The organism is Pseudomonas sp. Pseusp11 (assembly GCF_047304405.1).
Taxonomy (GTDB): Bacteria; Pseudomonadota; Gammaproteobacteria; order Pseudomonadales; family Pseudomonadaceae; genus Aquipseudomonas.
Window position 1 is genome coordinate 1 of record NZ_JBGLZF010000061.1, and the last position, 25,093, is coordinate 25,093.

The 25,093-nt window shown below is 59.0% G+C and carries 26 protein-coding genes; 9 read left to right on the forward strand and 17 right to left on the reverse strand.

Annotated elements, in window-relative coordinates:
* Nucleotides 1-242 precede the first annotated feature (242 nt).
* From ACCC96_RS28165 to ACCC96_RS28180, 4 genes are all read right to left on the reverse strand, one after another.
* Entirely contained in the window at nt 243-1,022 is a 780-nt protein-coding gene (locus tag ACCC96_RS28165) for an ABC transporter permease (protein WP_018926238.1), read from the reverse strand.
* A complete protein-coding gene (locus ACCC96_RS28170) occupies nt 1,019-1,951 on the reverse strand; it encodes an ABC transporter ATP-binding protein (RefSeq protein ID WP_413697517.1) in 933 nt (310 codons plus the stop codon). Before ACCC96_RS28170 ends, ACCC96_RS28165 begins: the two co-directional genes overlap by 4 nt.
* 133 nt (nt 1,952-2,084) lie before the next feature.
* The gene (locus tag ACCC96_RS28175) at nt 2,085-2,708 is read right to left on the reverse strand and encodes a glutathione S-transferase family protein (RefSeq protein WP_413697518.1); all 624 of its coding nucleotides are present in this window, start codon (nt 2,706-2,708) and stop codon (nt 2,085-2,087) included.
* Between the two features lie 43 nt (nt 2,709-2,751).
* Complete coding sequence (locus ACCC96_RS28180; protein WP_413697519.1) at nt 2,752-3,411, reverse strand: transglutaminase-like domain-containing protein; 660 nt, start codon at nt 3,409-3,411, stop codon at nt 2,752-2,754.
* A gap of 249 nt (nt 3,412-3,660) precedes the next feature.
* Here ACCC96_RS28180 and ACCC96_RS28185 point away from each other — a divergent pair, with 249 nt between their 5' ends.
* Both ACCC96_RS28185 and ACCC96_RS28190 read left to right on the forward strand, forming a co-directional pair.
* The gene (locus ACCC96_RS28185; RefSeq protein WP_413697520.1) at nt 3,661-6,117 is read left to right on the forward strand and encodes an acyl-CoA dehydrogenase; all 2,457 of its coding nucleotides are present in this window, start codon (nt 3,661-3,663) and stop codon (nt 6,115-6,117) included.
* A 108-nt stretch (nt 6,118-6,225) separates the two neighbouring features.
* A complete protein-coding gene (locus tag ACCC96_RS28190) occupies nt 6,226-6,633 on the forward strand; it encodes a PA2817 family protein (RefSeq protein WP_007938686.1) in 408 nt (135 codons plus the stop codon).
* A 69-nt stretch (nt 6,634-6,702) separates the two neighbouring features.
* Here the strand turns inward: ACCC96_RS28190 and ACCC96_RS28195 are convergent, their stop codons facing one another.
* Nucleotides 6,703-7,701, reverse strand: coding sequence for a LysR family transcriptional regulator (locus ACCC96_RS28195; protein WP_258672784.1), 999 nt, complete (start codon nt 7,699-7,701; stop codon nt 6,703-6,705).
* A 90-nt stretch (nt 7,702-7,791) separates the two neighbouring features.
* Here ACCC96_RS28195 and ACCC96_RS28200 point away from each other — a divergent pair, with 90 nt between their 5' ends.
* The 6 genes from ACCC96_RS28200 (at nt 7,792) to ACCC96_RS28225 (ending at nt 12,849) form a co-directional block, all read left to right on the forward strand.
* On the forward strand, nt 7,792-8,418 hold the full coding sequence (locus tag ACCC96_RS28200) for a hypothetical protein (protein ID WP_018926244.1): 627 nt from the start codon (nt 7,792-7,794) through the stop codon (nt 8,416-8,418).
* A 92-nt stretch (nt 8,419-8,510) separates the two neighbouring features.
* Entirely contained in the window at nt 8,511-9,281 is a 771-nt protein-coding gene (locus ACCC96_RS28205; protein ID WP_192379515.1) for a 2OG-Fe(II) oxygenase, read from the forward strand.
* 1 nt (nt 9,282) lies between these two features.
* Entirely contained in the window at nt 9,283-9,921 is a 639-nt protein-coding gene (locus tag ACCC96_RS28210; protein WP_192350879.1) for a LysE family translocator, read from the forward strand.
* 571 nt (nt 9,922-10,492) lie between these two features.
* Nucleotides 10,493-11,722: a type II and III secretion system protein family protein gene (locus ACCC96_RS28215; protein ID WP_413697521.1), complete on the forward strand. Its 1,230-nt coding sequence runs from the start codon at nt 10,493-10,495 to the stop codon at nt 11,720-11,722.
* A gap of 122 nt (nt 11,723-11,844) precedes the next feature.
* On the forward strand, nt 11,845-12,558 hold the full coding sequence (locus ACCC96_RS28220; protein WP_258672780.1) for a tetratricopeptide repeat protein: 714 nt from the start codon (nt 11,845-11,847) through the stop codon (nt 12,556-12,558).
* 18 nt (nt 12,559-12,576) lie between these two features.
* A complete protein-coding gene (locus ACCC96_RS28225) occupies nt 12,577-12,849 on the forward strand; it encodes a DUF3613 domain-containing protein (protein WP_258672779.1) in 273 nt (90 codons plus the stop codon).
* A gap of 542 nt (nt 12,850-13,391) precedes the next feature.
* On the opposite strand, the gene ACCC96_RS28230 is transcribed toward ACCC96_RS28225, so the two are convergent.
* From ACCC96_RS28230 to ACCC96_RS28285, 12 genes are all read right to left on the reverse strand, one after another.
* Nucleotides 13,392-14,360, reverse strand: coding sequence for a type II secretion system F family protein (locus ACCC96_RS28230; RefSeq protein WP_258672778.1), 969 nt, complete (start codon nt 14,358-14,360; stop codon nt 13,392-13,394).
* A gap of 29 nt (nt 14,361-14,389) precedes the next feature.
* Entirely contained in the window at nt 14,390-15,376 is a 987-nt protein-coding gene (locus tag ACCC96_RS28235) for a type II secretion system F family protein (RefSeq protein WP_258672777.1), read from the reverse strand.
* Nucleotides 15,373-16,812, reverse strand: coding sequence for a CpaF family protein (locus ACCC96_RS28240; protein WP_258672776.1), 1,440 nt, complete (start codon nt 16,810-16,812; stop codon nt 15,373-15,375). Before ACCC96_RS28240 ends, ACCC96_RS28235 begins: the two co-directional genes overlap by 4 nt.
* A 3-nt stretch (nt 16,813-16,815) precedes the next feature.
* Nucleotides 16,816-18,036, reverse strand: a complete 1,221-nt coding sequence (locus ACCC96_RS28245) for an AAA family ATPase (RefSeq protein ID WP_258672775.1) — start codon at nt 18,034-18,036, stop codon at nt 16,816-16,818.
* Complete coding sequence (locus ACCC96_RS28250) at nt 18,030-18,524, reverse strand: TadE family protein (protein WP_413697522.1); 495 nt, start codon at nt 18,522-18,524, stop codon at nt 18,030-18,032. Before ACCC96_RS28250 ends, ACCC96_RS28245 begins: the two co-directional genes overlap by 7 nt.
* A complete protein-coding gene (locus tag ACCC96_RS28255; RefSeq protein ID WP_258672774.1) occupies nt 18,524-19,003 on the reverse strand; it encodes a TadE/TadG family type IV pilus assembly protein in 480 nt (159 codons plus the stop codon). The genes ACCC96_RS28250 and ACCC96_RS28255 overlap by 1 nt, the downstream gene beginning before the upstream one ends.
* Nucleotides 19,004-19,011: 8 nt before the next feature.
* Nucleotides 19,012-20,355 carry a TadE/TadG family type IV pilus assembly protein gene (locus ACCC96_RS28260; protein WP_413697523.1) on the reverse strand — a complete coding sequence of 448 codons (1,344 nt, stop codon included), beginning with the start codon at nt 20,353-20,355 and terminating at the stop codon, nt 19,012-19,014.
* 75 nt (nt 20,356-20,430) lie between these two features.
* Nucleotides 20,431-21,237: a Flp pilus assembly protein CpaB gene (cpaB, locus tag ACCC96_RS28265; protein WP_111455154.1), complete on the reverse strand. Its 807-nt coding sequence runs from the start codon at nt 21,235-21,237 to the stop codon at nt 20,431-20,433.
* Between the two features lie 15 nt (nt 21,238-21,252).
* Nucleotides 21,253-22,578 (reverse strand): AAA family ATPase, encoded by a 1,326-nt coding sequence (locus ACCC96_RS28270; protein WP_413697524.1) that lies wholly within the window; start codon nt 22,576-22,578, stop codon nt 21,253-21,255.
* Nucleotides 22,579-22,580: 2 nt separating this feature from the next.
* Nucleotides 22,581-23,111 carry a prepilin peptidase gene (locus ACCC96_RS28275; protein ID WP_413697525.1) on the reverse strand — a complete coding sequence of 177 codons (531 nt, stop codon included), beginning with the start codon at nt 23,109-23,111 and terminating at the stop codon, nt 22,581-22,583.
* A 27-nt stretch (nt 23,112-23,138) separates the two neighbouring features.
* Nucleotides 23,139-23,333 carry a Flp family type IVb pilin gene (locus ACCC96_RS28280; RefSeq protein ID WP_018926260.1) on the reverse strand — a complete coding sequence of 65 codons (195 nt, stop codon included), beginning with the start codon at nt 23,331-23,333 and terminating at the stop codon, nt 23,139-23,141.
* Nucleotides 23,334-23,489: 156 nt separating this feature from the next.
* Nucleotides 23,490-23,684 (reverse strand): Flp family type IVb pilin, encoded by a 195-nt coding sequence (locus tag ACCC96_RS28285; RefSeq protein WP_413697526.1) that lies wholly within the window; start codon nt 23,682-23,684, stop codon nt 23,490-23,492.
* Between the two features lie 412 nt (nt 23,685-24,096).
* Here ACCC96_RS28285 and ACCC96_RS28290 point away from each other — a divergent pair, with 412 nt between their 5' ends.
* Nucleotides 24,097-24,960, forward strand: a complete 864-nt coding sequence (locus ACCC96_RS28290) for a helix-turn-helix domain-containing protein (RefSeq protein ID WP_413697527.1) — start codon at nt 24,097-24,099, stop codon at nt 24,958-24,960.
* The last annotated feature ends 133 nt before the right edge of the window (nt 24,961-25,093 follow it).

Consider the following 25,093-nt stretch of genomic DNA (forward strand, 5'->3'; position numbering starts at 1 on the left):
GCATGGATGCCGGGTTAGCCGCCCCCGGCCATGGATGGCCGATGGCGGCGGGCCCACGGAGCAGGACCGGAGCGAGGTCACCCTGAGCCTAGGCGAAGGGCCGAACGAAAGGGGCAAGAGCCCTTTGGTTACTTTGGGGCTTTTCCAAAGTGACCCGCCGTAAGGGCGGAACCCTAAGTAGCCATTACCGCAGCAACGGATATGTACACCAACAACACGTAACCTGACCCGCAGTGGAGGCGTCAGGTACGCATCCCACGCCCACTCACCAGCAGCCGCGCACAACCGATGTACAGCACAACAGTCGCTACCAGCATGAAGGCGATCGCCACGCTGATCTTGATGTCCGACACGCCAAGGATGCCGTAACGGAAGGCGTTGACCATGTGCAGCACCGGGTTGGCCAGCGACACGGTCTGCCAGAATGGCGGCAGCAGGCTGATCGAGTAGAACACCCCGCCCAGATACGTCAGCGGTGTCAGCACGAAGGTCGGGATGATCGAGATGTCATCGAAGTTGCGCGCAAATACCGCGTTGATGAAACCCAGCAACGAGAAGATCGTCGCCGTCAGCAGCACCACCAGGACGGTCACGCCCAGGTGATGCACCTGTAGCGTGGTGAAGAACAGCGACAGCAGCGTCACGATGAGCCCGACCATCAACCCGCGCAGCACGCCGCCCAGGGTATAGCCAATCAGAATGGTATGCGGTGACACCGGCGACACCATCAGTTCTTCGATGGAGCGCTGGAACTTGCTGCCAAAGAAGCTCGATACCACGTTGCCGTAGGAGTTGGTGATCACCGACATCATGATCAGCCCCGGCACGATGTACTCCATGTACGTGAAGCCACCCATGCCGCCGATCTGCCGACCGATCAGATTGCCGAAGATCACAAAGTACAGAACCATGGTGATGGCTGGCGGCAGCAAGGTCTGCGGCCAGATCCGGGTGAAGCGCTTGACCTCACGATAAACGATGGTATTGAGGGCGACGAGGTTGGGTTGCAGCTCGGAACTCATACCGCCACCTTCGACAGATTTTTCTCCACCAGGGACACGAACAACTCCTCGAGGCGATTGGTTTTGTTACGCAGGCTCAACACTTCGATGTTCTGCTGCGCCAACTGGGTGAACAGCGCGGTAATGCCCATGGCCTTGTCGACCTGGACTTCCAGGGTATGACTGTCGATCAGTTTGGACGGGTAACCAAGCAACTGCGGCGCCACTTGCAAGGTGTTCTTCAGGTCCAGCAGGAACGTCTCGACATGCAGTTGGCTGAGCAACTGCTTCATGCTGGTGTTCTCGACAATGGTGCCGTGGTCGATGATGCCGATGTTGCGGCACAACTGCTCAGCCTCCTCCAGGTAGTGGGTGGTGAGGATGATGGTGATGCCTTTCTTGTTCAGTTCGGTGAGGAAGGTCCACATCGAGCGACGCAATTCGATGTCCACCCCTGCCGTCGGTTCGTCGAGGATCAGCAGGCGTGGCTCGTGGACCAGCGCCCGGGCGATCATCAGTCGGCGCTTCATGCCGCCGGACAGGGAGCGTGACGGCACATCGCGCTTGTCCCACAAACCCAGTTGAGTCAGGTACTGCTCGGCGCGTTCCTTGGCGATTTTCGCCGGAATGCCGTAGTAACCGGCCTGGGTCACGACAATGTCGAAGGTCTTTTCGAACTGGTTGAAGTTGAATTCCTGGGGCACCACGCCGATCGAGCGTTTGAGCGCCGCAGGATTTTTGTCCAGGTCGTGACCGAAGATATTCACCGTGCCGCTGGTCTTGTTCACCAGGGTCGAGAGAATGCCGATGGTCGTGGATTTGCCGGCGCCGTTCGGGCCGAGCAAGGCGAAAAAGTCACCTTCGGCGACGTCCAGATCGATACCACTCAAGGCCTGGAAACCGTTGCCGTAGGTTTTGGTTAGCTGCCGGATGGACAGAGCGGAACTCATATCGGATTTACGCACCAGGAAGGGAAGAAAGGAATAAATAAGGGCGGGCGGCGAGCAATGCAACCGCGGCGCATGAGCGCAATGGTGCTTGTCGCCGCCACACAAGTACAGTCAAGCGTGTCGATAGTGAGTATTAAGTCAACGCGGTCATGACGGCTTTGCGATACGCCGGACGCTGTTTCAACCGTGCGTACCACGCCTCGAGATGTGGCAGCGGCGCGCGCTCGATCGGCATCTCGAACCAGGCATAAATGAAGCTGCCCAAGGGAATGTCGCCCATGCCGATCTCATCGCCCGACAGGTAGGGTTTAGCCGCCAGCGCTTGATCGGCCATCGACAGCAGATCGTCGCACTCCTTGATCGCAGCCTTGATGGCCGACCAGTCCTGCTGCTCTGGCGGGGTGCGCAACACGCCCCAGAACACCGTGCGAAACGGCGCGGCAAAACTTGAAGTGGTCCAGTCCATCCACTTTTCCGCCGAGGCACGGGCTTGCAGGTCCGTCGGATACCAGGCAGTGCCGCTGGCGTGGCGGGCCATCAGGTAACGCACGATGGTGTTGGATTCCCACAGCACGAAGCCGTCGTCTTCGATCACCGGCACGCGACCGTTGGGATTCATCGCCCGGTACTCAGGCGTGTCGACCACGCCAAAGGCACCGCCGGCATCGATGGCTTCATAGGCCAGGCCCAGCTCTTCGGCGGCCCACAACGGCTTTCTGACATTCGACGAATTTTTCCGACCCCAGATCTTCAGCATGACCGCTCCTTGTTGGATGAATGCGCAGGCAGCATACGCCGGATCAGGCGCGACTCAAATCGCCCTGCATGTCACCCAGTTGCAGCGGCAGCCGCTCGCCGAACAGATGCGGATAGCACTTTTCCAGGTGCTCGAAAAAGAACGCTTCAGGCACATCGGTGAACTGGCCGTGATCGACCAGGTATTCCATCAGTTGCTCGCCGTCACGGTTGAAGGGATGGAACACGCTGTCGTTGATCCCGTCGAACTCCAGCGGCGCGACATTGAACAGCTCGCACAGTTGTTGATTGAAGGCCGGTGTGGCTTTGACCCAACGCTCGTTCAAATAAAGCTCGGTGTAGCCGTGCATGGCGAACACATCGCTCTTGAGCAGTTCGAGCAGACGCGGTGTCGACAGGTGATTACGCACATCCGCCAGACCGATACGCGCCGGGATCCCGCAATGCCGGGCGCAACCTGCCAACAGTGTGGCTTTGGGCACGCAATAACTCTCCCCCGCCGCCAGCGCATAGCTGCCGCGCAAGGTCTGCGGATCACGGCTGAAGGTGTAGGGGTTGTAGCGCACGGCCTCGCGCACCGCGTAATAGAAATTGATCGCCTGTTCCAGCGGATCGCGCCGGGCGCCCCGGTGTTTTTCGGCGAACTCCACCACCGAGGGATGGTCACTGTCGATGAAGCGGCCGGGGCTCAGATACGCGTGCATGGGAGCAATCTCCTGGGGGAAGCCACGAGTCTAGCGATACCTTCAGCACAGAGATAACGACGTTTCGGCCAAATAGCAGCGCTTGCCCGCCCTGTTGACGAAAGCGTTCAACAACCTTCCATCGAAATTGCTTACGAAGTCCGGCCGCTGCTTCCTACGAACTCAACCCGATCGCTCCGACCACCCACTTTTATGGATGCCGTCTAAGCTCTGAGAGTGGTTTTGCCCCTGGCTTCAGGAGAATTAATTATGCTGCTGTTGTGGATACTGGTTCTGGTGGTCGGGATTGCCTGGCTGGCACATCGCCGCACCGCGCCTCTGCCCGCGTTGGGCATCATCGCTGTCTATCTGCTGGCGATGGGCATCTTCAGACATGCGAGCCATGCCCCCGTCTGGCTGCTGCTGATTTTCTGGGTGTTGCTCGCGGCCTTGGCCGCCCCCCTGTTGCTGCCGGACCTGCGACGAAAACTGTTCACTGCGCCCATTTTCAACTGGTTTCAAAAAAACCTGCCGCCGATGTCGCAAACCGAGCGTGAAGCCATTGAGGCCGGCACGGTCTGGTGGGACGGTGAGCTGTTCAGCGGTCGTCCGGACTGGAACAAGCTGCTGGCCTATCCACAAGCGCAGCTGAGCGAAGAGGAACAAGCGTTCATCGATGGCCCGACCGAAGAGCTCTGCGCGATGGTCACCGATTGGCAGATCAGCCAGTTGCTGGACCTGCCGCCCCAAGCCTGGGATCACATCAAGCAGCATGGCTTTTTTGCCCTGATCATTCCCAAGGAATACGGTGGCAAAGGCTTCTCGGCTTATGCGCACTCCCAGATCGCGATGAAACTGGCGACCCGCAGCGGCGACCTGGCCTCCACCGTCATGGTGCCCAACTCCCTTGGCCCGGCGGAACTGCTGCTGCATTACGGCACCGACGAACAACGCAATCATTACCTGCCACGGCTGGCCCGCGGCGACGATATCCCCTGCTTTGCCCTGACAGGCCCGATGGCGGGTTCCAACGTCGGGGGGATGACCGACACCGGGGTGATTTGCAAAGGTGAATGGGAAGGCCAGGAAACCCTCGGACTGCGCCTGAACTGGGAAAAACGCTACATCACCCTCGGTCCGGTGGCGACCTTGATCGGCCTGGCCTTCAAGGCCTATGACCCGGATCATCTATTGGGTGACAAAGTCGACCTGGGGATCAGTCTCGCATTGATTCCAACCCAGACCCCCGGTGTAGAAATCGGCCGCCGTCACCTGCCGCTGGGCGCCGCTTTCATGAACGGCCCGAACGCCGGCAAGGATGTGTTCATACCGCTGGAATTCATCATCGGCGGTCAGGAGATGCTCGGCGAAGGCTGGATGATGCTGATGAACTGCCTGTCGGTCGGGCGTTCCATTTCGCTGCCAGCCATCGGTACCGCCGCGGGCAAGTTCAGCAGCCTGGTGACGGGCCAATATGCGCAGGTTCGCGAGCAATTCAACGCACCGCTGTCAGCCTTCGAAGGGATTCAGGAAGCACTGGCGCGGATCGGCGGCAGTACCTGGCTGATGGACAGCGCGCGAATGCTCACCGCCAACGCGGTCGACCTCGGCGAAAAGCCGTCGGTGCCCTCCGCCATCATCAAATACCACCTCTCCGAACGCGGTCGCGAGTGCGTCAGTCACGCCATGGATGTTCACGGCGGCAAGGCCATCATCATGGGCCCGAACAACTATCTGGCGCGTAGCTGGCAAGGTGCGCCCATTTCCGTCACGGTCGAAGGTGCGAACATCCTGACACGCAACCTGATGATCTTCGGCCAGGGCGCTATTCGCTGCCATCCGTTCGTGCTCAAGGAAATGGCCCTTGTCCACCGCGAAGACAAGCAACAGGCGCTGATCGAGTTCGACGCCCTGCTGCTCAAACACATTGGTTTTGCCGTGAGCAACGCCGCCAGCACCCTGGTGCTGAACCTTGGCTTCGGGCATTTCGAACACGTGCCCGGGGACAAGCTCAGCCAACGCTACGTGCGCGCCCTCAACCGTCAGGCCGCGGCATTTGCCATGCTTGCAGACCAGTGCATGATGCTGCTGGGCGGCGACCTGAAACGCCGCGAACGCTTGTCCGCACGTCTGGGCGATGTGCTCAGCTACCTGTATCTGGCCTCCGCCGCGCTCAAGCGATATCACGATCTCGATTCGCCGGAGCATATGCGTCCGTTGTTCGCCTGGGCGATGGAAGAGAGCCTCGGCCAGTCCGAGCGTGCGCTGGACGAACTGCTGGCCAACTTTCCGAACAAGGTACTCGGCTGCCTGCTGCGAGTGCTGGTGTTCCCGTTCGGTCGCCGGCACAGAGGCCCGTCGGACAGGCTGGCGGCCAAAGTCGCCGCAGTCCTCGGCCGCGCCAAGGGCGACCCGACTCTTGAGGAGTTATTGGCGGGCTGCTATCGCCCGCAATCGACAGAGGATCCGGTCGGCGCCCTGCAGCACGCCTGCGACTTGCTGAACGCCGCCAAACCGCTACAGAAAAAACTCAACACAGCGCTGAGAAGTCGCCAGGTCAAACCCACTGTCGGGGAATCTGTCATCGATGCCGCACTGGAGGCCGGCGTCTTGCAACCGGCTGAAGCCGAGACCTTGCGTGAGGTGGAGGTGGCGCGGCGCAAGGTGATCGACGTCGATGATTTCGATAAAGAGGTGCTGGTGCTGGGCAAGGGCAAGGTCCGCTAATCCAGAGGACCGTGTGTCGCCTTACCATCATGGGGCGCTTTACCCTGTGAAAAAGGGGCGCGGGAGCTTTATACTCCTGCGCCCGTTTTGCTCTTGAGGACTTATCTCGTGTCCAATGTCGTTGCCGATCATCTCGTCTTGCTCGACCACCTGCGCAGTATCCTGGTCGCCGTAGGTGAGGCCGAACAGGTTCCCGAAGAAAGCCATGCCTTGTTCCTGGAGCGCTTCGACGAACTGCGTGCGTTGCTGCCGGTCGACCCGATCGAAAGCCAATACCTGGGCCAGGACATCCTGTGCCAGATCATCACCCGCTATCCGCAAATCGCCCACCTGGTGCCGCGCGATCTGCTGTGGTACTTCGCCGGTGACTGCCTGCATTACATGCCCGATGATGAAATCGACCTGTACCAGGCGCTGGAAGAACGTCGCTTCGAAGCCGAACAGAACGATGAACCGTTCGACTGGAATCAGGAAAAACAGCTGCTGGCGATGTCGAACCAGGACAGCAAGCACTGATCTGCGATCAGTAACGCAAAAGGCCCGCATGGTTAATCATGCGGGCCTTTTTTGTTGGCCGGGTAAAGATCAAAACAACCCATCACTCTCCGGTAACTCATACGCTGCTGCGCCCTTGCCCATCGCGCTTGGCTTGCCCGGCTTGCTCAAGGTCGGCTCTTTTTCCAGGCATTCCACCAGATAGTCGATGAATACCCGTAACTTGGGCGGCAGATAGCGGGTGGGCGAATGCAGCAGCCAGGCGCCTCCGTGGTAGGACGCCAGAAAGGTCCAGTCCGGCAATACCTGCACAATCAGCCCCTGTTCCAGCGCATAACGGGCTGTGAAGTACGGCAGGCTACCGATCCCGATGTGTTGCAATACCGCGCCCAATCGCACGCCCGTGTGATTGGCGGCGTAACGTCCGCGCACGCCGACGGTCACCGCTTTGCTGCCTTTCTTGAACTTCCAGCGCGCATCGCTCGGGGTTTCGCCCAGATAGATGCAGCTGTGATTGAGCAAGTCGTGGGGATGAGTCGGTGTGCCGTGCTCGGCCAGGTACTGCGGCGTTGCGCAGAGCAAATGGTCGATGGTCAGCAATTGGCGCCCCACCAGCCCCGCAGGGGGCCGATCGGTAATACGGATGGCCAGGTCGACGTTGTCATCGATCAAATCCACCTGGCGGTCCTCGAGCAACAACTCCACATCCACTTTGGGATAACGCCGCAGAAACTCCGGCATATGCGGATGAATCACAAATCGCCCGACAGCCTTGGGCACGCTGACGCGCACCAGCCCTTCCGCTTCCTGGGTGAACTGACCGCTGATTTCCATCACCGACTTCGCCGCGCTGACCATCTCCTGGCAGCGCTTGAACACCTCTTCGCCTCCGTCGCTCAGGCGTAGCTTGCGCGTGGTTCGTTGCAACAAACGCGTGGCAAGCGCCTTCTCCAGCCGCGAAATGCTGCGACTCACCGCCGAGGGGGAAGACCCCAACTGACGCGCCGCTTCGGAGAAACTGCCGGTTTCGACAACCTTGACGAAAATCGCCATTTCACCGAGCAGCGGCAGGGGAAGATTTATGCTCACAGCGCAACAGTCCTTTGATGGTTGAACGGATTATCACGCAATTCCACGGTTCATATAATAAAAATAGAAACTTTAATAAGGGCATGGAATATGACGCTTCGCCTCTTTTTCCATAGTGATGACCTCAGGGCCAACGTGGAAGTCCTGGATTGCACGCCCTATGAGAACGAGTTCGCCGTGGTGCTGCGCGCCACTCTGTTTCATCCCCAGGGCGGCGGACAACCCTGTGATACCGGCTGGATCGGCGAAAGCCAGGTGCTGCGCGTGGTGCAGGAAACGGAGCGGATCATCCATTTCGTCGACCACCCGGTAAAACTCGGCATGATCCAGATTCGGGTCGACGAGCAACGCCGCCAGTTCAATACGCGCATGCATTCGGCGGGGCACCTGATCGGTCACTTTGTTCAGGCCATGGGCTGGATGCCGATCAAGGCTCATCACTGGCCGGATGAAGGACGTGTGCAATTCAAACCGGGCGATGGCGCACAGGAGGTTGATGCCCAGACGATTCAGCACGGCATCAAGCAATGGATCGCCCATGATCTGCCACGCTTGACGTCGTTGCGCGAAGGCGCCCGTGAAATCGGTTTCGGTGAGCTGCCCGCCTACGGCTGCGGCGGCACCCATGTACGTAGCCTGAAGGATTTGGGCAAGGTCACGATCGCTTCCCTTTCGCAGAAAAAGGGAACGCTGTCAGTCCACTACCACGTGGATTGAGCTTTTGGGCGATGTCGACCCCGTCATCGCCTGACGCCGGAGGAGCCTGCGTTCGCGGGCTCTGTTGACTATCTGATAGATGGACCTAAGACATGATGCTTGACGTCGAGCGTCTCGATGAGACGTGCATAAAAAAACTGGCCAACGAAGAAGTCCTCGCCATCCGCGTCAGAGGCTTGTTGCCTCGGCCGCTGGCGATCCAGATCGGCGACAAGATCCTCGCCCCCGGCTTCGAAGGCTACATCAACGCACCGAGCATCGGTCGCATCGGCATGGCGTTTTACGAAGCGGAAAACCAGCCACTGCTGATCGAAGACTATTTCGAGCGCGCCACCAGCAACATCGCCGAATTGCGCAGCCGTTGCGCGCCCTACTCCTCACCTGTCGACACCCTGCGCTGCATGCTCGATGAGTCCTGGCCGGCGGGGGCGCATCTGGAAAATCTCTATGGCCGCAAGATGTATGTGGGGCTATCGCGCGTGGTCAAACCCGGCGTGTGCTTCCTTGCCCATCACGACATTTTCGCCAAGGACGCCCCGGACAGCTTCCAGGCCAGAAGCCTGGAAGCGCAGTTCGCCTGCAATGTTTACCTGAATATGCCGACCGAGGGCGGCGCATTGCAGATGTGGGACCACGACATTTCCCCCGACCAGTTCGACGAGATGCGTGGCGACAGTTACGGCATCGATCCGGCCTTGCTCGGCCCTCCGACCCTGGAGATTCGCCCTGAGCCGGGTGATTTCATCATGTTCAATTCACGCCGCATGCACTCGGTGACGCCGGGTGTGGACGATCCGCGATTGAGCCTTTCTTTCTTTGTCGGCTACCGCGGCAATGCTTCCCCCCTGACTTTCTGGAGTTGAGATGTTTTCGAATTACCTGGGCGAGTTTCTGGCGCTGGCAACCATCCATTTTCTGGCCGTGGTAGCTCCCGGTCCGGACTTCGCCGTGACCATCCGCCAAAGCGTGCGTTTCGGGCGTTTAGTGGGCATCTGCACGGCGCTGGGCATCGGCGCGGGCATTTCCGTGCATGTGCTGTACACCTTGCTCGGGGTCGGCGCATTGATGCACACCACGCCTTGGCTATTGACGGTGGCCAAGGTGATCGGGGGAGCCTACATTTTGTACCTCGGTGTGAGCCTGTTGCGCAGCAAACCCAAAGTGGCGATTGAAGGCGACAACGGCGCGGCAGCGTCAACTGAACAACAGACCCTGTTCAAGGCTTTCAGCACCGGGTTTCTGACCAACGCCACCAACCCCAAGGCAACGCTGTTCTTCCTGGCGATTTTCACCACCATCATCAGCGCTACGACACCGCTGCAGATTCAAGCGCTGTACGGGTTGTGGATGTGTTTCGTGAACGCCTTGTGGTTCGTGATCGTGGCCCTGTTCTTTTCCAGCGCCCGGGTGCGACTGCTGTTCATGCGCATGGGCCACTGGTTCGAAAGAACCATGGGGGTGATCCTCATTCTGTTCGCAGGACGCCTGATTCTGTCCATGTAAGTCATGCTGCCTTGGTCGCCTCGTCGAACAGCATTTTTTGCGGCTCCAACGCCAGCAACACGGCTATCTCCACACTCTGCCCTTAAAGTTTTGTTTTAAATCATGGCGCTTTGCTTTGTTTGAACTACCTTCAAACAAGAAGAAGTCATAACGGTTTGAATTTTGACGTTTAGGTTCAGAGATCAGATAGCGAATTGGCAAAAGGAGTTACCTCACTATGATCCTGACAGGCGTTTTCCGGCGCAGAGCTGTGGTTGCCGGTTGCTTTTTAGGGGAGTCAGGTTGGCGGGAAGTGCCGCCTATAACCGCGATGGTTGTCGAGCCTGAGCCTGTTGCTCGGGTCGGCAGCCCAGGTATCTGGATCACTAAAAGCCGTTTTAGAAGGTCGCTCGCTGTTCATTCGGATCAGCGTATTGCACCTGCTTGCGTGTAGCACCAAGGAATATTGCCGGGGGCATTAATCGTTAGTGGTAAGTGCTCTGGCGAGGTTGAGGGTCGACTCAGGCCCCTTGTAGTGATCCGAGGCAACCCGTTTGCCTTGTAGATGGCCTATTCAGCGAGGATGCACTTAATGAGCTATCGTACCGTGCCCGCTTTCAAGCGAATTATCCATGGCCTGTTCTGGATGGGCCTCAGCGTGGACGCGGCTCAGGCCGCGGCGGCCAATTGTTCGCAGATGGACAGTATGCCGACAACGTTCGAGGTCGGTCAGGGGAATCAGAGTGAACTGCGCACACCGGTCCCGGTGACGCAACTGGCCGTGGGTGACCCGAAAATTGCCGATGTGCAACCCAGCGGCAAAAACCCCGAGGCCTTCCTGCTCACTGGTCTGACACCGGGAACCACCAGCCTGATGGTCTGGACCGCCTGTTCGAAAACACCGCGCCAAAGCATGGTATTCGTCAAGGGCAAGGCCACCTCGGCGCTGACCAGCGCGTCGACCGGACCTTACGAAGACCCGCTACTGCCGAGCCAGGTACAGACCGATATTCGCTTCGTCGAAGTCAGCCGGACCAAACTCAAGGAAGCCTCAGCGTCTATTTTCGGCACCCGCGGCAACTTCCTGTTCGGCTCGCCGAGAACCTTGCCCACCATTGGCGGCATCGTCACGCCGTCGGTGCCGGTGGACAACGGCATGTTCAACCTCAATTTTGCGACCGGTAATACCCTGGTGGCGATCAACGCACTGGAAGGCAGCGGTTTCGCCTACACCCTGGCGCGGCCAAGCCTGGTGGCGCTCAGCGGGCAGAGTGCGAGCTTCCTGGCCGGCGGTGAAGTACCGATTCCGGTGCCCAGTTCGGGTAGCGATAACATCTCCATCGAGTACAAGGAGTTCGGTATCCGCCTGACCCTGACGCCAACCATCATCGAGAAAAACCGTATCGCCCTGAAGGTGGCGCCGGAAGTCAGTGAACTGGACTTCACCAACGCCGTGAGCATCGCCGGCACCATAGTTCCGGCGCTGACCATACGCCGTACCGACACCAGCATCTCCCTGGCCGACGGCGAAAGCTTCGTCATCAGCGGCCTGATCAGCACTCGCAACAATTCCCAGGTGAACAAGTTTCCGGGGCTGGGCGATATCCCGATTCTGGGTGCGTTCTTCCGTGATAACACCATCAACCGTGAAGAGCGCGAACTGCTGATGATCGTCACCCCGCATCTGGTCCAGCCCCTGGCTGCCAATGCACAACTGCCGTCGTTGCCTGGCGAGCAGCTGCGCAATTACGACCCGAACTTCTACCGCATGTTCTTCCTCGAAAATGGTGATTTCGACAGTAAGACCGGGCTCTCGCAATGAACCGGAGCCAGACGCGGAACCGGGCTTTCGCCCTCACTCTTAACGGTGACCTTGAGCGCTTGGCGGGCCAGCTGTATTGCCATTGGCCAGGCGTTCAACGTGTTGTAGCCAGAGGACACTCGATGAAAGCAGTCATTGCAATAACGGCGACATTGATGCTCGCAGGTTGTGCCACCAACGGTATTGTTTCGCGACCGGGCAGTTGTGCCAAACCCGCTTCGGAGCAAGAGTTGGCCCTGAACCTGGCCGACAACATGGCCAACGAAGGCCGTTTGTACGCCAGCCTGGCGAACCTGGAAGGTTTGCCCGATGACCTGGTCCAGGTTCGTCTGCGCAAGGCGCGGGTGCTGCGCTTGATGGGGCGTAAAGATGCGGAGCCGTTGTATCAAAGCCTGCTCGGCACCTGTCTGGCCGCTGAAGGGGAACATGGCCTGGGCCAGTTGGCCGCGGCCAAAAATGATAACGCCAGCGCGACCACTCACCTCGAGCGTGCGGTGAAGATGGCCCCCACCGACGACAAGATGCGCAATGACCTGGGGGTCGTCTACCTCAATCAGCGACGGATCCCTGAAGCACGCTTCGAGTTCATGACGGCCATGGAGCTCAAGCAGGCGGATTCACTGGCGGCACTCAACATGGTGACGCTGTTGATCTATCAGGATAACTGGAAGGCGGCTGCCGAACTCGCGAACCGCGCCAGCTTGAGTCCCCAGCAAGTTGCAGAGGCTCAAACACGAGCGGAAAAACTCAAGGCCTCTGCCAAAAAAGCGGTGGCTTCGGAGGGGAATCGCAAGGCTGAGGTAGCCGATGCCTCAGCCGGCGCTGCGATCAAGTAGAACGTACGAGGAGTCGAGATGAATACCAAAAGGCTGTTGATTGTGTGCATGGCTTGCCTGTCCACCAGTGCCTGGGCTATTGAGCCAGGTCCCTCCTCGGTACCGCAAAAAGGCACCGAACAGTGGATGCAGCTACAGATTCGTGGTGTGGTTGCCTCCCCTTTTCGACAAACTGCATCGGTCACTGAGCGTGACCTGTCCTTCCAGCGCTGGCTGAACAGCTTCACCTACCCGATCCCGATGTTCTTTGAGCAGAAGGCTGGGGGGAAAATGACCTCCAGCAGCAACTGAGGGACGTCAATGGATGATCAACCTCTGGCATCGTCCAGAGTAGCCTGGCTAAAACGCCAGGCTTAATCACGCCTGCAGGAAAGTATTGGCATCTACACATTTTCCAATGCTGGCAGAGTTCCCCCGTAGGAGCGTAATGCTGTTCACTTAAGCAATTTCAGCCGCGACGCATTCCTTGTAGCAGCTGCCGAAGGCTGCGTTCGGCTGCGCAGCAGTCGTAAAGTCAGGCACTGCGGTCCGTCAGGCACACCGTGCATTCAGGGTTTACGACTGCTTCGCAGCCGAACGCAGCCTCGCGAGCTCGGCAGCTGCTACAGATCGCATTACGGCTTAAGTGAACAACATTGCCCGTAGGAGCGAAGCTTGCCCGCGAAGAGGCTGTCATATCCGCCTTCTATGCTGGCAGACAGATTGCTTTCGCGGGCAAGTCGGATCGCCGCACCGCTCGCTCCTACGGGGGATGTGCAGATCTTGGGAGGGGAAGTACAGATCAGGTTCGGGTGGCAAGGCCATCTGATTCGACAGCCCCCCACCCGATTCTCTTACATATTTCCGAATGCTTTCATTACGCCAATCATGGCCGGGCCGATGGCGACCAGAAAGAAGCTTGGCCACAGGCAGAAAATCAGTGGAAATATCAGCTTGGTGCCGATTTTCGCCCCCGCCTCTTCGGCGGCCTGCGTACGCCGATCACGGAATTCATCGGCATAGATGCGCAGGGTGTCGGCCACGCTGGTACCAAAGCGAATACTCTGCGCCAACAGGCTGACCAACCCTTGCACATCCTCCAGACCGGTGCGTATGGCCAGTTGTTTGAGCGCCTCGGTACTGGTGATGCCCGCGCGGATCTGCGCATTGACCAGGGCCAGCTCTTCAGCCAGTTCAACATGACTGACCGACATCTCTTCAGCCACCCGTTCAATGGTCGTGGGCAGTGACAGGCCTGACTCCACGCAGACCACCATCAGATCCAGTGCATCTGGAAACGCGATACGCAGCCGGTTTTGACGCGCCTGCTTACGCTTGGCGACATACAGCGCTGGCAGCAACCATCCGATACCGGCCACCATGACCACCAACAACAGCCCCACAGCCAGGGAAACCTTGGGAATCAGCGGCAACAGCAGCAACGCAAGGCCGACCATCAACAGCGGTAACATCAAGCGCACCGCCCAGTACATCTGTACAGCCGAAGAGGAGCGGTACCCCGCATGAGTCAACAAAGTCTGGGTAACTGACGCCTGGGCCGACTCAGCCGAGGCAAAGCGCTGGCCGACCCGCTCCAGCAACAGCTGCAGATTACTCGGCGCCTCCTGACCAGCCGCATTGCCCAAATGACCACGCTTGATCAGCGCCAGACGACGCTGTACCGGGTCCTGGAGACCCAGCATCAGCAACATCAAGGCGACGACCGCAAGCACCGTACTCAAACCGATCGCGCCAAGGAACAACAGGCGCGCTACTTCCTCGTTCCCCGTGAACCGACTGAACAACCCGAGTAAAAAGTCCATGACCTGTACCTCCCGGTAGCGAATATCGCTTAAACCTGAATCCGGATGATTTTTCGTATCCAGAAAATCCCGATCAACATGGCGCAGAAAGCCCCGATGATCAGCTTGTGGCCTATGGGATCATTGAGCAGCACAGGCATGTAGCTGGGGCTTGTGAGCACGATCGCAATCGCCAGCACAAAGGGAATCGCCACCAGCACCCAGGCCGACATGCGCCCTTCCGCCGACAGGGTTTTGATCTTGCGCTGAAAGCGGAAACGCCCACGGATCAACCGGCTCAGACGCTCCAGCACTTCCGTCAGATTGCCGCCAGTCTCGCGGTGGATCAGGATCGAAGTCACCAGCATCATCACCGTCATGCTGGGCATGCGCTCCAGCAGGCCGAGCATGGCCCGGCGAACATCGTTGCCATAGTTGATGTCGGCAAAGGTCAGGCCGAACTCATGAGCGACCGGCCCCTTGTGCTCCTCGGCGACCAGGCGCAGGGTTTCGTTGAACGGGTGCCCGGCGCGCAAGGCCCGGCACATGGCATCCAGCGCATCCGGCAGGCCTTCCTCAAACGCGTTGAAACGTTTGCTCCGGTCACGAGAAACTTTCAACAGCGGTAACCAGAACACCCCGAAACCCGCCAACAGCGCCATCCACCAGACTGTCGAGACCATCCAGATCGAGATGCCCGCACACACGCCCAGGAACAGCCCAAGCAAGATCACCCGGTAAGCACGATATTCATGGCCGGCCTGCTCGATCATCTGTGTCAGGCTCGCCATGAACGGCAACTGCTCGAGCATGGCCTCCAGTGGCGACAAACGCGTCAGGTATTTCTGCCGCAACACCGTCTGCATGTTGGGCAAATTGTTGGCTTTTTCCAGTACATGCAAACGGCCGCGGATGCGCTTGCGCATCTTGCCCGCTTCGCCGAACACCGGCACCACCACGCCCTGGGATAAGAGGAACACGGCGATAAACACCATGCCCAGGAACATCACAATGAATTCAGCAGGAATATGGCTCATGGCTGCCGTGCCTCCATCCATTCAGGCCTGAACATCGTCAGCGGCAACTCGATGCCGCGTTTGGCCAGCACATCGCGGAAGGCCGGGATCATGCCGCTGGGGCGATAATCGCCAAGCACTTCACCGTTTTCACCCATGCCCTGGCGCGCAAAGGAGAAGATTTCGGTCATGGTGATGATCTCGCCTTCCATGCCGTTGATCTCTTGCACGCTGACCAGCCGGCGCTTGCCGTCCTCCTGACGTTCCAGCTGAATCACCACATCGATGGCCGACGCGATCTGCTGACGCATGGCCTTGATCGGGAAGGTCGCCCCGCTCATCGACACCATGTTCTCGACTCGCCCCAACGCATCGCGCGCGGTGTTGGCGTGGATCGTGGTCAACGAACCGTCATGGCCGGTGTTCATGGCCGTCAGCATGTCCAGCGCCTCGGCACCGCGCACTTCGCCGATCACAATGCGGTCCGGGCGCATCCGCAAACTGTTGCGCACCAACTCCCGTTGACTCACCTCGCCACGCCCCTCGATGTTCGAAGGCCGGGTTTCCAGACGCACCACGTGGGGCTGCTGCAGTTGCAGTTCGGCCGAGTCTTCGATGGTGACGATCCGCTCGTTGTGCGGGATGAAACTGGACAGCACGTTGAGCATGGTGGTCTTGCCGCTACCGGTACCGCCGGAAATCAGCACGTTCAGGCGCCCGCGGACAATTGCCTTGAGCAGCAGCGCAATGGCCGGGGTCAATGTCCCCACCTGGATCAGGCTGTCGGTATTGAGCAGGTCCACCGCAAAGCGGCGAATCGACATGCTCGGGCCGTCGATGGCCAGCGGCGGGATAATCGCGTTGACCCGCGAACCGTCCTTGAGCCGGGCGTCCACCAATGGCGAGGACTCGTCGATACGCCGACCCAGGCTGGACACGATGCGATCGATGATGTTCAGCAAATGCTGATCATCGCGAAAGCGCACATCGGTCCTTTGCAGTTTGCCGAAGCGCTCGACATAGACCGAGGCGAAACCGTTGACCAGAATGTCGGACACGCTGTGATCGGCCAGCAACGGTTCCAGAGGCCCCAGGCCGAGCACCTCGTCGGTGATCTGCTTGATAATCAGCTGGCGGCTAGTGGTACTCACCGGTGCCGAATGCTCGTCGAGCAGGCGCTGGCAAATATCACGGATCTGCCGTGAGGCCTCGGCCTGTTCAAGGGAGTCCAGCAACGACAGGTCCATGACCTTGAGCAATTGCTGGTAGATTTTTTCCCGCCATTCGGCTTCCACCGGAGTGACCTGGCTTCTGGTTTCGTAAAGAACGTCCGGTGTTGCACGCTCCCACGCCATTATTTCCTCTGCCGGATCCAGCAGGTCGTCGCCCTGAGCAGCTGACGATGCAGCGTTTTTACCGGACTGTTTGCGCAAGCGGTTACGAAAGTCGCTGATCATGGGTCATCCCCCGAAAAAACGGTTGAAGGCGCGTTTGAGTAAGCCTTTGTTCCCGGCCACCTGTTGACCGACCAGGTCCTCGGTCATGTCGCGCAGGGCGGTAGTAATCGCGGCCCTCGGCGCATGCAGCCCCAACGGCACGCCAGTGTTCTGACTCTGGCTGACCAGGTTGAAGTCGTTGGGTAATTTCGACAGATTGGTGCAGCGCAGTGCCTCGCCGATATCCTTGAGGCTGATCGCTGCGGCCTTGTCATAGCGGTTGACCACGATCTGCAACTGATCGCCGCGCACGCCCAGATCGTCGCGAAGGATCCGCACCAGGGAGCTGGCATCGCGCAGATGACTGACGCTCTGCTGCACCACCACGTACACCCGATCCACCTGTTCCAGCACGGAGCCGGTGAGATGGTCGATTTGCCGCGGCAGGTCGATCACCACCCAGTCGTAGCTGGCGCGGGCCAGTTGCAACAGGGTGTCAAGTTGCTCGGGTTGGGCATCCTGAGGCAGGCACAGCTCACCGGCCCGACCACCCAGCACATGCAAGGTCGGGCTGAAGTGGCTGCAAAAACCGCGTAGCGCGACACTGTCCATGCCGTCGATCTGATGCAACACCTCGAGATGGCTGTGCGTCTGCGCCACATCCAGGTAATGCGTCACGCTGCCGAATTGCAGGTCCATATCCAGCAGCAGGGTACTGCCGCCCTTGACGCTGAGCTGTTGAGCCAGATTGCAGGCCAGCAAGGTTCCGCCGGAGCCACCCTTGGCGCTCATCACGGCGATCAATTTGCCTTCAACCCCGCTGCCGGTTCGAACCTCCATGACCAGGCGATTCAAGGCTGCAACCAGTTCTGTCTCGGCGATAGGCTCCGGCAGCACGTCACGGGCGCCGGCCTGCATCGCCAGGCGCATGCCTTCCTGTTCGCTCAACAGGCCGCACACCAACATCGGTGGACGCTCATGGGCCGGACGCTGCAACAGCGCCGCCAATTCTTCGCGCCACAGATGGCTGACGCGCAGCAGCAACAGATCGGGCATGCGGTCCAGACCGTAGAGTGGGTCAACATGCCCATTGCTTACCAGGCGAGTGCTCACCTCCAGGCAGGGCATGCGCTGGCAGACGCTCTGCAGATCGCGCAACGAGGTGGCATCACGACTGCTGATCAGCAACCGCAGCCCGGTCTTGCCGGTCGAGCTGGAGAGCGGGGTGTCCTTTGTATTCAGCATGGTGTGATCTCCCCGGAATCGGAATGACGCCCGAGGCTTTCGCGTGGCAAGGTTGCCTTGAATGCAGGCAAGGTAATGGGCACGCCTAACCCGGGAATAAACAGATTGAAAACGAAGCCTTGCAGACTCAACTGGACATAGCGGATGGCACGAAAACCAGTGGCGCTGACCAGGTCGCCGGGACTGGCCACCACAGCACCGTTGACGTCCAGATAGGTCAGCGTCAGGTTGGTGGTGGCCAGGCTCGTGATCAGCTGGCTCGTACCGGCGTCGGTCGCGGCGTTGAAGATCGCCCGCCGCAACACCACCGGATCGCTGATGTTGCACACCGCCGCCAGACGCGCACCACGCCGCGCGGCTTCATCCAGCGCACTCACCGTGAAGTACAGGCGGCCCATTTCCACCACGCCGAACAACAGGATGAACACCAGCATGCCGATGAAAGCGAACTCCACGACATAGGTGCCGTGCATGCGTTTTTTATTCATCACAGCACCCTCATGACAGTGGTGGCAACCAACGGAATGGCCAGCGCAAACTGCCCACCGATAAGACCAGGGAACGTGCCGACACAATTGCCACTGCCGATCACCGGGCAGAAGCTGTAGGTGATGGTGACTCGCACATGGTCGGTGCCCACCGCGGCGACCGCGACGTTCGCGGTCGTCAACCCTGACACCACAGCGCTGCCGGCAGCGCTGGGCACGCCATAGACCGCGACGTTTTTCGTCTGGGTCAGCAGCGTATTGCTCAGAGCGATAGCACCGAGCGTCGAGTCCCAGGCCTGGCTGGCGACAAAACGGTCAGCATCACGGCTGGCCTGCAGCAGGACGTTGTACTGATAGAGCATGCGGCCGAATTCGCCGAGGCTCAGTAACAACAGGAGCAACAACGGCAGGACGAGGGTGAATTCCACCAATGCCACGCCTTGCTGAGCCTGTGGTCGCTTGAATGAGTGAAGTCCCATGACGCCTCCTACGAGTCTGTGCTCGGAGTGCCAGTGCCGCTGCCAATATAGGTTTTGTAGAGTTGAATGATCTGCGGGCCGACATCGGTGGACGGCGACGGACCGGCTACGTTGTCGCCTGTACACTCCTTCACAAACTGGCCGAATATCTGCGAGTCGGTGCCGCCGTTACTCATGGGCTGCACCACGAAATAGCAACCGAAGCCCAGGACGGGAATCGAAGTGGCACCACCCTGTTTACCGGTGCAATCGCCCACCACGATTTTCAGCATCCGACGCTCGAACACCCCACCGCTCTGACAGCCGCTGCCGGACCCGGCCACACACGCGGCAGTGCTCGCACGCCAGTCGTTGTAGTCCAGTATCGCGTCGCTACCCGCCGTGAGATTGCCGCCGCTCGATGTGACGGTTTGCCCCTTGTACATCTTTTGTCCCGTTGCATCGTCGTATGTGATCGCGGGGGTGCTGGACGTGGTTACCAGGTCTGGCGGGTAATCCGAGGCACTGACCGGGCCGTTGTAGATGCCGAAGCGCGTATTCAACCCCTGAGAGGTAGGGCCGACCTTGTTGCCAGGGGCGGTCTGGACGTTTTGCCCGACGTTGCGGCAAACCGTACCACCTCCGGCCAGGTCATCCCTGACTGTACTGCCGCCCGAGCCAAAGTCGAGCAACTGAAAGTTGCCTGGGCCAATGGGAGATGAATTGCCGGCAGCCGTCTTCAACACCTGCAAATCACCAAACTGGAACCCCCAGAACACGCCCGCGGCCGGGTTGTATTTAGTCGGGTCGCCACAGACCATCAATGGTGCAAGATCACAGGGGCTGGTAGGGCTGGGGCCGGCGGTGGCGATTGCCGCCACGGCCTTGTTCCCAAGGCCCGCAGTGCCTAATGTCTGGACGAAACTCCAGAAAAAACCTGTCAGTTGATAGCTCGGTACCGATACCCGAACGTACTTGGCATTTGCCGGCCCGGGATAGGAGAACGGGCCATAGACGCTGCTGGAGAGCTCCACCGTCGCAAATGCGCCTGGGTTGCCGGCGACCGCCGTTGCCAATTCGGTGTTGCCCGTGGCATTGGCATTTTGCGTCAGCGTATTGAGCGCGGCAGTGCGTGTCGTACTGGCCATGTTGGCAGCACCTGCCACCTCAAGCAGGGTTTTGGCGCCACTCAGGGCGGCGGCATCCACAGCGTTTTGCACGCGAGTCTTGTTCAACATCATGTGCCCGCCGTCCAGAGCCAACGCCGCTATCATGGAAATCGCCGCCAAGGCGATCACCATCAGTACGCTCACCGCTCCTCCCTGGCGCCTTGGCGTCGCAGTGAACGGCCGCTGGATACGAAGATTCATCATCAAGCCCTCGTTTGCCGATACTGATCCGGATCGGCTCCGCCAATACCTTGGTGCACAGGCACCCCTACCACTCAGTCAACGAACTTTCACTAAACTGGTCTGGACCCCGCGAATGATGGTGAGAGCCCCACCACCTTCGCTACGGTGCACCACGCGTTTTTGCACTGGGGCAGCGGCCACAACCATGGGGGCCTGTGCAGCAGGCGCGGCGGTCACGATTTTTTTCTCGGAGTTCAGCGGATTGCGCAGCGCCAGTTGCAGCTTGCCTTCCGTTTGCGCCGTGACCAGGGTTTCCGCCTCGGCGGCCGTCATCTCCAGCGTCACTGCGCGCACCACCACCGGTTGGGTCTTGTCGGTACCCGCCGTCTGGTCCACCGCCAACACCCGCAAGTTCTCGAGGATGGTCCTGGACACGGCGCTGTTACTGCCGGCACTGGTGGTTTTGGTCGCCAGTACATCGACCCGGTTACCTGGCAGGAGGAATCCGCCCACACCCACCACATCGTCCACGCGTACCGAAATGGCACGTTTGTCCGTGGCAATCAGAGAGGCCAGGGTACTGCCGCCCAGGTGCTCGCTCAGGCGTGCGCTGCGCATGACGTCGCCACGCAAGATGTCGAACGTTGCGATCTTGCCCACGGCCTTGTCGCTGGAATCGAGAGCATCGTCCGGGATCGTGTCCATGGGCATGCGCACGGTCGTGACCTGTTGGGCCTCGACCATCTGCCCGAATGGAATCTCTACCGTGGCGACTACCACGCTTCGAAGATGGTCATCTGGCGTGGCATTGAGCCGGGCGCTCAGCCAGGAGTCGGCCATCCATGCAGCACCAAGGCCCATGACCAGGGAAACGCCTATCAGGGGAAGAGTACGAGAGCTCATGTCAGTATCTCCGTATCAAAGAAAGTCGAGCTGGACGAAATAGTTGTGCCAGGCCCATTCCAACTCTTGTGGTGACAGTGCCCCGGTACCACCGATATAACGCTGACGGTCGAGGGCCATGTTCAGGAGATCGCGGGGATGGCAAGGCACCAGGGGCATGCCTTCACTTGCATAAAGCCTTTGCAGTACATAACGCAGCAGCAGCGGGTCAAAAGGAATGCCCAGACGCTCGCTTTCCTGACGCCAGATCTTTTCGTACTCCTCAGGCTTCAGGTAACCGAACTGCAACTTGTAGCCAATCCGCCGCAGGAAGGCCTCATCAGCCAGTTCCAGGGGATTGAGGTTGGTGGAGAACACCAGAATCAGATCGAATGGCAGCTCGCAATGCCGACCACCGCCCAAATTGAGGAAGTCGCGCTTCTCCTCCATCGGTACGATCCAGCGATTGAACAGCTCGGCGGGTGCCATGCGCTGGCGGCCCATGTCATCGATGATGAACAGGCCATTGCTGGCCTTGAGCTGCAAGGCAGCCTGGTACTGGCGGGTGAAGGGGTCATAGCGAACATCCAGCTGTTCCATGCTCAACTCACCGCCCGTAATGACGACCGGGCGCTTGCAGCACAGCAGTCGACGATCGATCCCTTCGTTGAGCATCAGATTGTTCTGTTGACCGTTGTCATCCAGCCGCTGATGCACCTGCGGGTCATAGATTTCGATCACCGACTCGTTGATCACGATGGCATGAGGTACCCAGATGGCCTCGGCGAACAGACGAATCAACCGACTGCTGACATAGGTCTTGCCGGTACCCGCGGGGCCATAAATCATGATTGCGCGCCCGGAGTTCAGTGCCACCCCCAACTGATCGAGCATCCCCTCCGTGAGCACGACGCCCGTCAGGGCCCGGTGCATATCGTTGGCGCTGATGCGACCGTGGTGAATGGTCTGGATTTTGATCAGGGAACGGTAGGTACTCACCGGGAAAGGCGCCGCGCCGATATAGCCGCTGCGCGACAGGGCATCACGTGCGGCACTGCGACCACGTTCGGTCAGGCCATAACGCAGCTGCCCACCCGATTGCCCCACCTGACCAAGGACTTCGACACGACCGTCCTTGCGCAGAAACGCCAGGACTTCTTCAAGTACGGCGCCAGTCAGCGCCAGGCGCTCCACCAGTCGCGGCATGTCCAGCACGCCGGCGTCGTACAAATGCTTGCATACCAACTCACCGAGAAAACTGTCGGTCAGACCCGTCTCGCGGATTGTGCAAGGCTGAGGAGCCAGCCGTTGCACCGCTTCCCGATCGCTGGAGTAGGCATCACTATCGACAATGACGTGCATGACTAACCTCCCAATCCACCGGCAACCAGTTGCCAGTAGACGCTGTTTAAAGTGCCGATCAAGATTGCGATCGAATAAGGAAAAGGTTTGCCGGCGACTTCATCCGAAGTCGGCGCCAGATAGGCCTGCGCCCTGAGAATCAGCCAGTAACGCCCCAGGGTCTGCAACAATTGCCCGCGAACCAGCACGATCAGGAAACCGCACACGCCACCGGCTATCAGGCTGAACAAGGCAGCCCACAATGCGAAATGAAACGGTAGAAAACTGCCGACCATGGTCATTAACTTAACGTCACCGGCAGCCATGCCACCCAAGGCATACATAGGCAGAAACAACGCAAAACAGATCAGGAGACCCAACAGGCTGTCACCCAATCCGCTGATACCACCCGAATAAGTCTGACCGGCCAATCCCAGGGCAAGGCCCAACAGGACCAGCGTGTTGGGGATACGGTGGCGAAGCAGATCGCTCACCACCGCGACGCCCAGCAGTCCTAGCAGTAAAACAGTCGACACCAGCAATTCCATGGACATGGCGCGTCTCCCCTACCGGGATTATCGTTAGCAGGCAACGTTGCCGTTGACCGCCTGGCACAGCGCTCTGATCTTGGTATCCACGGCGCCGCCCAAAAGAACGAAGGCTGCAGCAACAGCTACCGTAATCAACCCACCTGCCACCGCGTATTCCACAATGGTCAGGCCATCTTCATCTTTGGCGAACTTGCTTATCGAAGTTCTGATTGTTTGCAGAGTCATTTTTGTGTACCTCACTTCAGCGGTCATACGGCTCGGAAAAGTACATTGGCGGGGACAGCGCGAAGTCCATTGAGTTATCCGGTCGCTCTATCAGCAAAACAGCAACAACCGGTTATTCATGGACTTCGCCGCGTCCCGCCACCGCAAGTTTCGTTATCAGCACGCAACGTTGCCGTTGACGGCTTGGCACAGCGCCCTGATTTTGGTATTCACGGCACCGCCCAAAAGAACGAACGCAGCGGCAACAGCTACCGTAATCAGCCCACCGGCTACGGCGTATTCCACGATGGTCAGGCCATCTTCATCTTTGGCGAACTTCAGTACTGAAGCCTTGATTGTCTGCAGATTCATTTTGCCCACCTCACTCGAATGTTGTTTTTTCCGGAAGGCAGTACGTTCTGCACTGCCTGATGCAACCCTAGTCAGGGGCAAGGCATTGGCGTTAGGAAGATTTTGCACATCACTAGGACTTTTTTGCGGGCGCGGCCAAATACGGTTATTGGCCTTTGCAGAAGTAGCAGGAGGGGTAAAACAAGGGATGGCTCGGGAATACCACTGACTTCGATTTACAAGCGACGAGCGGCTGATACCTGGTTCATAGACGACACACCAACAGCCAGTTGCCTGGGACTGATTTCCAGGCAACGCATAGAGCGGATAGAGCTAAAAATCGCCTTCCTTATCAGCATTTAATCTGCAAAGTGATGGCACGTTAGCAATACTACTCAGCGAAGAGGGGCCCGTAGAACCGCAGAGTAGAGACATGACGTCCAACATGACCAGAAGGCCATCGCTGCTATGGTTCGATCTGACTCACGATCGTTCCACGAAGGAACTCATCGCGCAGTTCGAGGACACTTGCGACTGCAAACTGGCAAAAAATTCCATGCTGCCCCACGGGGAACAGGCAGACATGATCTGCATCCACTTCGATCGCCCCGACACCCCCGGCTTGAGGTTGTTGCTGGAGATCAAACGCACCACCCCTACCATCCCGATTACCATGTTCACCGTGCAGCACTCAGAAGAACTGGCCGTCTGGGCTATGCGCTCCAGTGTCTGGGAATACATGGTGCTCCCGCTCACCAACGCCGAGAGAAAGCGCTACCTGACGGCACTGCTGCAGCTCTGCGAGTTGCGCCGCAATGCCGGTCAGGACAAGACATTGCTGATCGACCACTCGCCCACTCTGCCAGATAGCATCCGCCTGACCTCCGGGCACCAAAAACATCAGGCGCTGAGCCACATCATGCTGTACATCGACCAGCACTTTCGGGACAGCATCGATCAGAGGGATTTGGCCAAGCGCTGCGGCATGACGACTTTTCGCTTCAGTCGCCTGTTCAAGGAAGCCAATGGCGTCGGTTTCACCGATTACATCCTGGACAAGCGCATGAGTTTCGCCAAACAACTGCTCGACAACAGCCAGATGCCGATTACCAGCATCGGCTATGAGGCCGGCTTCAAGGATCCTTCCTACTTCGCCCGCGCCTTCAAACAGTTCGTCAACTGCACGCCCAGCGAATACCGTTTGGCCAGCCAACTTAGGGCGGTAGCTGCGCAACCGCCACTGGAAGATACAACCATTGAAGCACTCGAAAGCCTGGTGCAGAGCCTTGGAAGTTGAGGCAGGTTTTTTACGCGCATAAAAAAACGCCGCTCAAATGAGCGGCGTTTTTTTGAATTTGGAGCGGGAAACGAGACTCGAACTCGCGACCCCGACCTTGGCAAGGTCGTGCTCTACCAACTGAGCTATTCCC

Excerpts from the sequence above, each read along its gene's own strand:
- ACCC96_RS28200 (WP_018926244.1), top strand. The coding sequence starts at position 7,792 with ATGACGCTTCGCCTCTTTTTCCATAGTGATGACCTCAGGGCCAACGTG.
- ACCC96_RS28260 (WP_413697523.1), bottom strand. The coding sequence starts at position 20,355 with ATGATGAATCTTCGTATCCAGCGGCCGTTCACTGCGACGCCAAGGCGC.
- ACCC96_RS28175 (WP_413697518.1), bottom strand. The coding sequence starts at position 2,708 with ATGCTGAAGATCTGGGGTCGGAAAAATTCGTCGAATGTCAGAAAGCCG.
- ACCC96_RS28215 (WP_413697521.1), top strand. The coding sequence starts at position 10,493 with ATGAGCTATCGTACCGTGCCCGCTTTCAAGCGAATTATCCATGGCCTG.
- ACCC96_RS28170 (WP_413697517.1), bottom strand. The coding sequence starts at position 1,951 with ATGAGTTCCGCTCTGTCCATCCGGCAGCTAACCAAAACCTACGGCAAC.
- ACCC96_RS28290 (WP_413697527.1), top strand. The coding sequence starts at position 24,097 with ATGACGTCCAACATGACCAGAAGGCCATCGCTGCTATGGTTCGATCTG.
- ACCC96_RS28240 (WP_258672776.1), bottom strand. The coding sequence starts at position 16,812 with ATGATCAGCGACTTTCGTAACCGCTTGCGCAAACAGTCCGGTAAAAAC.
- ACCC96_RS28165 (WP_018926238.1), bottom strand. The coding sequence starts at position 1,022 with ATGAGTTCCGAGCTGCAACCCAACCTCGTCGCCCTCAATACCATCGTT.
- ACCC96_RS28280 (WP_018926260.1), bottom strand. The coding sequence starts at position 23,333 with ATGACTCTGCAAACAATCAGAACTTCGATAAGCAAGTTCGCCAAAGAT.
- ACCC96_RS28275 (WP_413697525.1), bottom strand. The coding sequence starts at position 23,111 with ATGTCCATGGAATTGCTGGTGTCGACTGTTTTACTGCTAGGACTGCTG.
- ACCC96_RS28210 (WP_192350879.1), top strand. The coding sequence starts at position 9,283 with ATGTTTTCGAATTACCTGGGCGAGTTTCTGGCGCTGGCAACCATCCAT.
- ACCC96_RS28225 (WP_258672779.1), top strand. The coding sequence starts at position 12,577 with ATGAATACCAAAAGGCTGTTGATTGTGTGCATGGCTTGCCTGTCCACC.
- ACCC96_RS28220 (WP_258672780.1), top strand. The coding sequence starts at position 11,845 with ATGAAAGCAGTCATTGCAATAACGGCGACATTGATGCTCGCAGGTTGT.
- ACCC96_RS28235 (WP_258672777.1), bottom strand. The coding sequence starts at position 15,376 with ATGAGCCATATTCCTGCTGAATTCATTGTGATGTTCCTGGGCATGGTG.
- ACCC96_RS28250 (WP_413697522.1), bottom strand. The coding sequence starts at position 18,524 with ATGAATAAAAAACGCATGCACGGCACCTATGTCGTGGAGTTCGCTTTC.
- ACCC96_RS28205 (WP_192379515.1), top strand. The coding sequence starts at position 8,511 with ATGATGCTTGACGTCGAGCGTCTCGATGAGACGTGCATAAAAAAACTG.
- ACCC96_RS28245 (WP_258672775.1), bottom strand. The coding sequence starts at position 18,036 with ATGCTGAATACAAAGGACACCCCGCTCTCCAGCTCGACCGGCAAGACC.
- ACCC96_RS28255 (WP_258672774.1), bottom strand. The coding sequence starts at position 19,003 with ATGGGACTTCACTCATTCAAGCGACCACAGGCTCAGCAAGGCGTGGCA.
- ACCC96_RS28285 (WP_413697526.1), bottom strand. The coding sequence starts at position 23,684 with ATGAATCTGCAGACAATCAAGGCTTCAGTACTGAAGTTCGCCAAAGAT.
- cpaB (WP_111455154.1), bottom strand. The coding sequence starts at position 21,237 with ATGAGCTCTCGTACTCTTCCCCTGATAGGCGTTTCCCTGGTCATGGGC.
- ACCC96_RS28270 (WP_413697524.1), bottom strand. The coding sequence starts at position 22,578 with ATGCACGTCATTGTCGATAGTGATGCCTACTCCAGCGATCGGGAAGCG.
- ACCC96_RS28185 (WP_413697520.1), top strand. The coding sequence starts at position 3,661 with ATGCTGCTGTTGTGGATACTGGTTCTGGTGGTCGGGATTGCCTGGCTG.
- ACCC96_RS28180 (WP_413697519.1), bottom strand. The coding sequence starts at position 3,411 with ATGCACGCGTATCTGAGCCCCGGCCGCTTCATCGACAGTGACCATCCC.
- ACCC96_RS28230 (WP_258672778.1), bottom strand. The coding sequence starts at position 14,360 with ATGGACTTTTTACTCGGGTTGTTCAGTCGGTTCACGGGGAACGAGGAA.